We start from the raw sequence: 10,002 nt of genomic DNA, 5'->3' as shown, positions 1-10,002 counted from the left end.
TCCAGCGCGTTTTGCAAGATTTTTAAAGTTAACAAAGCCTTAACGCGAAACGCACATTCCGGACGTCACTACAACTAATCCATAGATTCCAGCGATTTATCGATCATATGGTGCAATCTCCCTGCATATCTTTCCTGTGATTCATATTCTGCTCCGATAACGGGACTCGCTGGTAAATCACCGAATCGAAGCGACCCTGACGGAATCACCCGCGACTCGCGAGGTGCAAAATTGCACATGGACTTCGCGCGGCCACCGGGGTCTGTCTCCTCACGCACCCAAACGAGGAGACGAGCTTCCCATGCTTCAGTCGCACTCCCGCCTTGTCCGAAAACTCCAGGACGCACTCGGCGAGCACCTTTGCATTGCCCTTGAGGATCCAACAGTCGTCGAGATCATGCTCAATCCAGATGGTAAGCTCTTCATCGAGCGCCTGGGTCACGGCGTTGCGCCAGCTGGCGAAATGCAAGCGACCGCAGCCGAGACCGTTATCGGATCGGTGGCGCATGCTCTCCAGTCCGAAGCCGATGGAGAACGGCCTATCATCTCCGGTGAGCTACCGATTGGCGGCCACCGCTTCGAAGGTCTTCTGCCTCCCGTCGTCAACTCGCCAACGTTTACGATCCGCCGGCGCGCTTCGCAGCTCATTCCACTCGACGACTACGTGACCGCCAAGATCATGACCGAAGCACAAGCCTCGATCATTCGCAGCGCCATCACCAACCGCCTGAACATCGTCATCGCCGGCGGCACGGGATCGGGCAAAACGACGCTCGCCAACGCGGTGATCGCTGAAATCGTCTCCGCCGCCCCGGAAGACAGGATGGTGATCCTGGAGGATACCTCCGAGATCCGATGCGCCGCCGAGAATGCCGTCTGCCTTCACACGAGCGACGCGGTCGACATGGCCAGGCTGCTCAAAAGCACGATGCGCCTGCGTCCCGATCGCATCATCGTTGGTGAGGTCCGCGACGGCGCGGCGCTGACCCTACTGAAAGCCTGGAACACAGGACACCCCGGAGGCGTCACGACAATCCACTCCAACTCCGCGATGTCGGCGCTTCGACGCCTCGAGCAACTGACGTCGGAAGCCAGTCAACAGCCAATGCAAGCCGTGATTGGCGAGGCGGTCGATCTCGTGATCTCGATCGAACGCGCCGGGCGGGGACGGCGGGTGAGGGAGGTCCTGCATGTCGAGGGGTTCAACGGCTCGCGCTACCAGACAGAACACTATCCGCAGATCGATGAGGACAGTCATGCTGCATAATCGCTTTTTCCGTTTGGGAACTATCGGCGCATTGATTTGCGCCTCGCTTGCCGGGCCTGCGCTCGCCGGTTCAGGCGGAAGCCTGCCTTGGGAAGGCCCGCTCGAGCAGATCCAGCAGTCCATCACCGGACCGGTCGCCGGCTATATTGCACTGGCCGCGGTCGCGATTGCCGGCGGCATGCTGATCTTCGGTGGCGAGCTAAACGATTTCGCGCGGCGATTGATGTATGTGGTGCTGGTCGCGGGGATCCTGCTCGGCGCGACAACGATCGTCGGCCTCTTCGGCTCGACCGGCGCGTCGATCGGTGGCTCGTTTGTCGCCGAGCAAACCGCGGTCCCGAATGCAAATCGGGTCGGGGGAGGGGAGGGGCGTCATGGCTGACGCCGGCACAGGGCTTCATCGCAACCGCATTCACCGCGCTTTGTCGCGGCCGAACCTCTTGATGGGAGCGGATCGCGAGCTCGTGCTGCTGACCGGGCTCGCGGCGATCATTCTCATCTTCGTGGTGTTGACCGTCTATTCGGCCCTGTTCGGCATCGCGATCTGGATCGTGGTCGTCGGCGCGCTCCGCATGATGGCGAAATCGGACCCCATGATGCGCAAAGTCTATGCGCGTCATATGCGGTATCGGGCGCACTACCTCCCGACCTCCGCGCCTTGGCGCCGATACTGAGGATCTCGCGATGGTCGCCTTACGCACATTTCGATCGACTGGTCCATCATTCGCCGATTTGGTTCCTTATGCGGGCCTCGTCGATAACGGCATCCTCCTGCTGAAGGACGGCAGTCTGATGGCCGGTTGGTATTTTGCCGGTCCTGATTCCGAAAGCGCTACGGATTTTGAGCGCAACGAGCTTTCCCGTCAGATCAACTCGATCCTCTCGCGACTTGGTACGGGCTGGATGATCCAGGTCGAGGCCGTGCGGGTGCCGACGACCGAATACCCGTCAGCTGAACGCAGCCATTTTCCCGATACCGTGACCTTGCTTATCGATGACGAGCGCCGGCGGCACTTCGGACAGGAGCGCGGGCATTTCGAAAGCCGGCACGCGCTTATTCTGACCTATCGGCCGCCAGAGCGGCGCCGATCGGGCCTGACGCGCTACATTTACTCGGACACGGAAAGCCGCTCGGCGAAATATGCCGATACCGCCCTCGATGCGTTTCAGCGCTCGATCCGAGAAATCGAGCAATATCTCGGCAATGTTCTCTCTGTGCAGCGCATGCAGACCCGAGAGGTCTCCGAGCGCGATGGTAGTCGCGTTGCGCGCTACGACGAGCTTTTCCAGTTCATTCGGTTTGCGATCACCGGCGAGAACCACCCGGTCCGTCTGCCAGAAATCCCCATGTACCTTGACTGGCTCGCTACGGCGGAGCTGGAACATGGACTGACGCCACGGGTCGAGGGTCGGTTTCTCGGCGTGATCGCGATTGATGGGCTTCCGGCCGAGAGCTGGCCGGGGATCTTAAATAGCCTGAACCTGATGCCGCTGACATACCGCTGGTCGTCACGTTTCATTTTCCTTGATGCAGAGGAAGCCAAGCAGCGCCTCGAGCGAACCCGCAAGAAGTGGCAGCAGAAAGTGCGGCCGTTTTTCGACCAGCTGTTCCAGACACAATCCCGCTCGGTCGATCAGGATGCGATGGCCATGGTGGCCGAGACTGAGGATGCAATCGCCGAAGCCTCATCTCAATTGGTGGCCTACGGCTATTACACGCCGGTCATCATTCTCTTCGACGAAAGCCGTACGGCTTTGCAGGAGAAGGCGGAGGCAGTTCGTCGCTTGATCCAAGCGGAAGGGTTCGGAGCCCGCATCGAGACGCTGAATGCGACCGATGCGTTTCTCGGCAGCCTGCCCGGCAACTGGTATTGCAACATCCGCGAACCGCTGATCAACACGCGCAATCTGGCAGACCTTGTTCCGCTGAACTCTGTCTGGTCAGGGCAGCCCGCCGCCCCATGCCCGTTCTATCCGCCCGCTGCGCCGCCGCTCATGCAGGTGGCGTCCGGCTCGACTCCCTTCCGACTGAACCTGCATGTCGACGATGTCGGCCACACGTTGATCTTCGGTCCGACCGGTTCGGGAAAGTCGACGCTCCTCGCACTGATCGCCGCGCAATTTTGCCGATACGAGAAGGCGCAAGTTTTCGCCTTCGACAAAGGCAATTCGATGCTTCCCCTCACGCTCGGCGTCGGTGGTGACCACTACGAGATCGGTGGCGAGAGCGGGGAGGGGGCAAGTCTTGCCTTCTGCCCACTGTCGGAGCTTGAGACCGACGCTGATCGTGCATGGGCTTCCGAGTGGATCGAGACCCTAGTATCGCTTCAGGGCGTGACGATTGCGCCGGACCATCGAAACGCGATCTCGAGGCAAATCGGATTGATGGCCTCGGCCCCGGGCCGTTCGCTGTCGGATTTTGTCAGCGGCGTCCAGATGCGCGAGATCAAAGATGCCCTCCATCACTACACGGTTGACGGCCCAATGGGTCAGCTCCTCGATGCGGAAGAGGATGGCCTGACGCTTGGGCGCTTCCAGTGCTTCGAGATCGAGCAGCTGATGAATATGGGCGAGCGTAATCTCGTCCCCGTTCTGACCTATCTCTTTCGACGGATTGAGAAGCGGCTCGATGGCTCGCCAAGCCTCATCGTTCTGGACGAGGCATGGCTGATGCTCGGCCATCCTGTGTTCCGCGACAAGATCAGGGAATGGCTCAAGGTGCTGCGCAAGGCGAACTGCGCCGTCATTCTCGCGACACAGTCGATCTCCGACGCTGAGCGCTCGGGCATTCTCGACGTCCTGAAGGAATCTTGCCCGACCAAGATTTGCCTTCCGAACGGCGCAGCCCGGGAAACCGGCACCCGCGAATTCTACGAGCGGATCGGCTTCAATGCGCGGCAGATCGAGATTGTCGCGAACGCCATCCCGAAACGCGAATATTACGTGACCTCACCCGATGGCCGCAGGCTTTTCGACATGTCTCTCGGACCGGTCACGCTCTCCTTCGTCGGCGCCTCTGGCAAAGCCGATCTAGCCCGCATCAGGGCACTCTCGTCGACCCACGGCCTCGAATGGCCGGGTCAGTGGCTCATCGAAAGGGGGATCAACCGCAATGAGTGAAGCAATCCAGTTCTTGAAGCTCGGCAAATCATTGGTGGTGGGATTGGTCGCCGCCGGCCTTACCGCCACGCCCACTGTTTCCTATGCAGGAGGCGCAGTTACCGGCGCGACCGAAATGACGCAGCTCTTGAACAACGGCGAACTGATATCTTTGGTCGGGCAATCGAGCGAGCAGATCGCAAATCAGATCACCCAGATTACCCAGCTTGCCGAGCAGATCCAAAACCAGCTCAATATCTATCAAAACATGCTGCAGAATACGGCCCAGCTTCCGAACCATATCTGGGGCCAGGTTGAAGGTGACCTGAACCAGCTGCGCGATATCGTCAATCAGGGTCAGGGCATCGCCTTTTCCATGGGCAACGCTGACGATCTTCTGAAGCAACGCTTCAAAAGCTATGCGGACTTGAAGACAAGCCTGCCAAACGCCGAGAGCTTTTCGTCCACCTATCAGACGTGGTCGAACACGAACCGCGACACGATTTCCAGCACTCTCAAGGCCGCAAGCCTCACCGCCGATCAGTTCGACAGCGAAGAGGATACGATGGGCCAACTGCAATCAATGTCGCAATCAGCGGACGGCCAGATGAAGGCACTTCAGGTCGGCCACCAGATCGCCGCTCAGCAGGTCGCCCAGATACAGAAGCTACGCGGAATTGTCTCCCAGCAGACCACGATGATGGGGACCTGGCTGCAGAGCGAACAGACGGACAAGGATCTGGCGCAGGCTCGTCGAGAGAAATTCTTCAATGCGGACGTCCAATCCATTCCCTCCGGTCAGAAAATGGAGCCCCGCTGGTGACCCGCCCCGTACTGATCGCCTCCGTGTGCGTCGTGATCACGGTGATTGCCGTCACCTCAGTCGTCCTGGTTCGTGGCGAAAGGTCCGCCGCGCCGCAGATGAGTGAAGAGCAACGAGCAAAACGCGAGAAGTTCTTTGGCACGGGCAAGGCGCTGCCACCGATCGAAAAGGGCCAGGAGATGCGCCCGAGATGGTGAAGCGCAATCGGAGAAGCACCATCCTCGTCGCGGGAATCGCCTTCCTTGCTTTGGCGGCACCAGCCTTCGCCCAACAAGGCCAAGTGCTGACGGAGTTGGAAAACCAGGTCTCGACTGCCGCCAAAGGGTGGGAAACCACCGTCATGGATGCGGCGAAATCGCTGTTCTGGATCCTCGCAGGCATCGAGGTCGGCATTGCTGCGGTGTGGCTCGCGATCCAGGCAGCATCGCTGGACAGTTGGTTTGCCGAGCTCGTCCGTCGCATCATGTTCATCGGCTTTTTTGCCTTCGCTTTGACGCAGGGCCCGACCTTCGCCAGGGCTGTCGTCGACAGTCTTTTCCAAATCGGCGCCGGTGGCGGCTCTGCGTCTCCAGCCGAAGTCTTCGACGCCGGAATTCGCGTAGCGTCCCAGATGTCGGAACAGGCGAAGTTCGGCGTCTTCGAAGACAATGCCCTGGCTATCGCCGCCGTGCTTGCGATGGGCATCGTCGTCATCTGCTTCTCGCTTGTCGCGGCAATCTTCGTATCGGTCATGGTCGAGATGTATGTCGGCCTGCTGGCAGGCATGATCATGCTCGGGCTTGGCGGCTCCTCCTTCACCAAGGACTTTGCGATCCGCTATCTCGTCTATGCTTTCGGCGTTGGGATGAAGCTGATGGCCTTGGTCATGATCGCCAAGATCGGCTCGAACGTCCTGCTTGGACTGGCGCGGGCCCCGACAGCCGAAAGCGACCAGTTCATCACCACACTCGCGATCGCTGGCATTTCGGTCGTCGTCTTCATCATCGCGATGTACGTCCCGAACATCATCCAGGGCGTCGTGCAAGGGGCGTCGGTCTCCGGCGGCATGGAGACAATTCGCCACGGTGGACAGGCGGCCTCGTTCGCAGCGGGCGGCGCGTTTCTCGGAGCTGGCGCCGTCGGCGCTGGTTTTGTCGCCGCGCAGGCAGCGCGCGCCGGTGGATCCTCGGCCGCAGGTTCAGTACTCCGGGGCATGGGCGCAAGTTTCAGCTCCGGTGCCATGGCTGCCGGATCCGCCGCCAAGGAAAAAGCAATCGGTTCGCCCGGTGCCTATGCCGGCTCCCTTCTTGGACTGGCGAACGCGAAGCTCGATCAGGCAAGGGGCAATCCGTCAACTCCGACGCCCCCTCCGGAAAGACCGGACAAACCATAATTCACGGACAGGATCACTCACATGGCAGGGCATCCCGCACCTGAAAACCCGTACCTTGCCGCGAGGCAGGAATGGTCAGAACGTTACGGCTCCTACGTCAAGGCAGCCTCCGCCTGGAGGGCCGTTGGCATCTTGAGCCTGGGAATGGCTGTGATCGGCTTCGGCTACGCGCTTTACCTCAGCACGCAGGTCAAGCTCGTCCCGTATATCGTCGAGGTTGATAAGCTCGGGAACACGGTTTCCGGCGGCTTCCCGCAGCAGATCGAGTATGCGGACACGCGGGTCGTTCGCGCGACGCTCGGGAACTTCGTGACCAGCTTCCGTTCGATCACACCAGATGCGGTGGTCCAGAAGCAATATATCGACCGCACCTATGCCCTCCTGCGGACGAGCGATCCCTCGACGCAAAAGGTCAATGCATGGTTCCGCGGCAACTCGCCGTTCGAAAAGGCGGTCAACGCGACCGTCGCGATCGAGGTGAACAACATCGTCGCGCTTTCGAACCAGACCTACCAGATCGACTGGACCGAGTACGAGCGCGATCGGAAAGGCAAGGAGGTCGCGACCCGACGTTTCCGGGGCATCGCGACCGTGTCGATCACATCACCACAAGACGAAGCAACAATCCGGCTCAATCCGATCGGCGTGTACGTGACCGATTTCGACTGGACCGCGCAACTTTAAGGGCAGGGATCTGCAATGAGGATCAAACACAAACGCGTCGCTCTTCGCTGCATGCTGGCGCTTGCCGTATCGACCGCAGTTTCACCGTTGGCCATCGCGCAAAGCCTGACGGGCAATGAGGCCAAAGGGACGAACCTCTCGGGCAAATGGCGAGGGCAGACCGGACTGGTCACACGCGGACCGGACGGCAAGGTGATCTTCCTTTTTGGTGAGACGCAGCCCTCCGTCGTCTGCTCCCCTTTGCAGGTCTGCGATATCGAGCTGCAGGGCGGCGAAATTGTCCGCGACGTCCTTGTCGGTGATACCGTGCGCTGGAAGGTGGAGCCAGCAACGTCGGGCGCCGCCGGTGGACAGGCGATCCATCTGATCGTCAAGCCGTCCGAGCCGGGGCTTGTCACGTCCATGGTGGTGACGACCTCACGCCGCACCTACCATATCCAGTTGAAATCGCATCCAACGCAATACATGGCCCGCGTCGGGTTCGAATATCCCGAAGATGCCGCCACGAAGCTCTCCGATATCAATGCGCGCATCCAGGCGATGACCGGGCCGGGCGGCGGAGTGGCTCCGGAACAGCTTGCCTTCTCCTATTCGTTGAGCGGAAGCGCCCCGTGGCGGCCGAAGCGGGTCTATTCCGATGGGCAGAAGACCTACATCCAGTTTCCCCGTGCGATCTCCGGTCAGGATGCGCCCGTCCTCTTCGTCGTCTCGGGCGGCCAGAACCGCATCGTCAACTATCGGATGAAGAACGACATGATGATCGTCGACTACAACATCGACAAGGCGATCCTGATCTCCGGGGTCGGCTGGAAGCAGCAGAAGATCACGATCCGGCGGGGAGGGTGATCTATGCAGCTTTATCGCCTCATTCCGATTGTCCTTGCCCTCAGCCTAGCCGGATGCCAGACCGCAACCGACGGACTGTCCACCAGCGCAGCACCCGCTGAGGTCACCGGGCCCGCCGCCGGTGCCATCGCTGGCGACATGGCAGGACGGTTCGCCGAGCAAGCCGGATCGACGACCACTCCCATCAAACTGCACAAGGACACCTCCGAATTCTCCGTCGCGCTCGAAGCTGCTTTGAAAGGATGGGGCTTTGCCATCGTCACCGATGACAAGAGCGCAAGCGTGAAGGATGCGCCCAAGCCGGTCGAGTTGGCCTACTCGATCGCTGCCCTAGACGGACAAGTGCTGGCGCGCCTTTCGACTGACACGATGGAGCTCGGCCGAGCTTACTCGGTCAGCAATGGTGTGGCGACGCCGGCAAGCCCCCTTTCCCTTATGAAGCGAAACTGACAGGCGGAGACGATCATGGTCCAATCGCTGCAACTGGGAACGTCAAATCGGTCTGCTGACGAGAAAGGGATGAAGCGCCTCAATCGCGTGCCCCTGTTCTTCGGCATCGGGATCCTGGTTCTGTTCCTTGCCGTTCTCGTTTACGGCCTCTCCTCACGCGGACTGAGGTTTGGGCAGCACGACCCGAACGAAAGCGGTTCTGGTACGCCGGCTTCGACCTTCGCCGATCAGCTGAAGCGGGGTGTCAAAGACGGAATTATCGGTGACCGGGAGGAACAGCAGCCGGTGTTTCAACCAACCCCGGTCCCGCAGCAGCAGGAAGCCGCCCGCCCGGTGGAGGCAGAACCGAAGGTCGAACCACGCGAGCCACGCAGGTCTCGCATGGAATCGGATGAGGAGTGGAATGCCAGGATGCTTCGCGAACAGCGGGAACAGATCTTTCGCGAACAGCAGCGCCAGCGCATGGCAAGCCTACAGGCAAAAGGGGCGGCCCTAGACTCGCCGCTGAAAGTCGACATCACCGATGTCTCGGCGCAAGCGCCAGGCGCTGCTTCTGCCGGACCGCGTCAATCGAACAGCGCGACGAACGGCTCACAGGATCTCTATGCCGCAGCGTTGAGAGCGGGCGCTGCGGGTCAGGTCGATCAGAACGGACAAACTTCCAAGGAAGATTTCTTCAACGCGGACATCAAGGATCTCGGCTACTTGCCCAATCAGGTCGTACCTCAGCAGTCACGCTACGAACTCAAACGTGGATCGGTGATCCCCGCGACACTGATCACCGGCATCAATTCCGACTTGCCGGGCCGCATTACTGCCCAGATCAGCCAGAACGTTTATGATAGCGCGACCGGCCACTACACGCTTGTGCCGCAAGGGACGAAGCTTCTTGGTCGTTACGACAGCAAGGTCTCATTCGGCCAAAACCGCGTCCTCGTCGTCTGGACCGATATCATCTTCCCGAATGGCTCGACCCTGCAGATCGGCGGTATGGCCGGGACCGACTCGGAAGGCTATGGCGGTTTCAGCGACAAGGTCGACAACCACTATCTACGGACCTTCGGCTCGGCCGCACTCGTCGCGCTTATCGGGACAGGGATCGACATGTCGATGCCTCAGAGCTCTACCCTTGCCACGCAAGACACGGCCTCCGACGCTGCGCGCAGGAATTTTGCAGAAACTTTTGGACGGGTCGCCGAGCAGACCATCTCGAAAAATCTCAATGTCCAGCCGACGATCAAGATAAGGCCAGGTTACAGTTTCAATGTGCTCGTTGATCAGGACATCATTTTTCCGGGCAATTACAGCAACTGAGATATGAGCAGGATGGCGGGCGACGTTCAGGCGACGGACACCGGTTCCGTCAACCAAAAAAGTCGCTGCAAAACTGCAGTGGATGAGTCCCGAGCCAATCGCTAAATTAACTCCCAAGGCCGTACGCGCTGCGTTGCTCGATTCTCA

At 60.1% G+C, this 10,002-nt stretch carries 11 protein-coding genes; all 11 read left to right on the top strand.

The genetic code is table 11. The features are described 5' to 3' along the window. Positions 1-301: 301 nt before the first annotated feature. Genes trbB through trbI form a run of 11 tightly spaced genes read left to right on the top strand, consistent with a single transcriptional unit; the run spans position 302 to position 9,855 of the window. Complete coding sequence (gene trbB / locus LPU83_RS59915) at positions 302-1,267, top strand: P-type conjugative transfer ATPase TrbB (protein ID WP_024316932.1); 966 nt, start codon at positions 302-304, stop codon at positions 1,265-1,267. Then, positions 1,257-1,649: a TrbC/VirB2 family protein gene (locus tag LPU83_RS59910; protein ID WP_024316931.1), complete on the top strand. Its 393-nt coding sequence runs from the start codon at positions 1,257-1,259 to the stop codon at positions 1,647-1,649. Before trbB ends, LPU83_RS59910 begins: the two co-directional genes overlap by 11 nt. Next, complete coding sequence (locus LPU83_RS59905; RefSeq protein ID WP_024316930.1) at positions 1,642-1,941, top strand: conjugal transfer protein TrbD; 300 nt, start codon at positions 1,642-1,644, stop codon at positions 1,939-1,941. Before LPU83_RS59910 ends, LPU83_RS59905 begins: the two co-directional genes overlap by 8 nt. Before the next feature lie 10 nt (positions 1,942-1,951). Next, on the top strand, positions 1,952-4,387 hold the full coding sequence (locus tag LPU83_RS59900) for a conjugal transfer protein TrbE (RefSeq protein ID WP_024316929.1): 2,436 nt from the start codon (positions 1,952-1,954) through the stop codon (positions 4,385-4,387). Continuing rightward, positions 4,380-5,189 carry a P-type conjugative transfer protein TrbJ gene (gene trbJ, locus LPU83_RS59895; protein ID WP_011654759.1) on the top strand — a complete coding sequence of 270 codons (810 nt, stop codon included), beginning with the start codon at positions 4,380-4,382 and terminating at the stop codon, positions 5,187-5,189. The genes LPU83_RS59900 and trbJ overlap by 8 nt, the downstream gene beginning before the upstream one ends. Then, positions 5,186-5,386, top strand: a complete 201-nt coding sequence (trbK, locus tag LPU83_RS59890; RefSeq protein ID WP_024316928.1) for an entry exclusion protein TrbK — start codon at positions 5,186-5,188, stop codon at positions 5,384-5,386. The genes trbJ and trbK overlap by 4 nt, the downstream gene beginning before the upstream one ends. Further along, positions 5,380-6,561 (top strand): P-type conjugative transfer protein TrbL, encoded by a 1,182-nt coding sequence (trbL, locus tag LPU83_RS59885; protein WP_024316927.1) that lies wholly within the window; start codon positions 5,380-5,382, stop codon positions 6,559-6,561. The genes trbK and trbL overlap by 7 nt, the downstream gene beginning before the upstream one ends. A gap of 21 nt (positions 6,562-6,582) precedes the next feature. After that, complete coding sequence (locus LPU83_RS59880; RefSeq protein ID WP_024316926.1) at positions 6,583-7,245, top strand: conjugal transfer protein TrbF; 663 nt, start codon at positions 6,583-6,585, stop codon at positions 7,243-7,245. 15 nt (positions 7,246-7,260) lie between these two features. Beyond that, positions 7,261-8,091 (top strand): P-type conjugative transfer protein TrbG, encoded by an 831-nt coding sequence (gene trbG / locus LPU83_RS59875; protein WP_024316925.1) that lies wholly within the window; start codon positions 7,261-7,263, stop codon positions 8,089-8,091. 3 nt (positions 8,092-8,094) lie between these two features. After that, positions 8,095-8,541, top strand: coding sequence for a conjugal transfer protein TrbH (gene trbH, locus LPU83_RS59870; RefSeq protein WP_024316924.1), 447 nt, complete (start codon positions 8,095-8,097; stop codon positions 8,539-8,541). Between the two features lie 15 nt (positions 8,542-8,556). Further along, the gene (trbI, locus tag LPU83_RS59865) at positions 8,557-9,855 is read left to right on the top strand and encodes an IncP-type conjugal transfer protein TrbI (protein WP_024316923.1); all 1,299 of its coding nucleotides are present in this window, start codon (positions 8,557-8,559) and stop codon (positions 9,853-9,855) included. Positions 9,856-10,002: the final 147 nt, after the last annotated feature.

Source organism: Rhizobium favelukesii (assembly GCF_000577275.2).
Lineage (GTDB): Bacteria > Pseudomonadota > Alphaproteobacteria > Rhizobiales > Rhizobiaceae > Rhizobium > Rhizobium favelukesii.
This window is presented reverse-complemented; position numbering and strand designations above follow the sequence as displayed.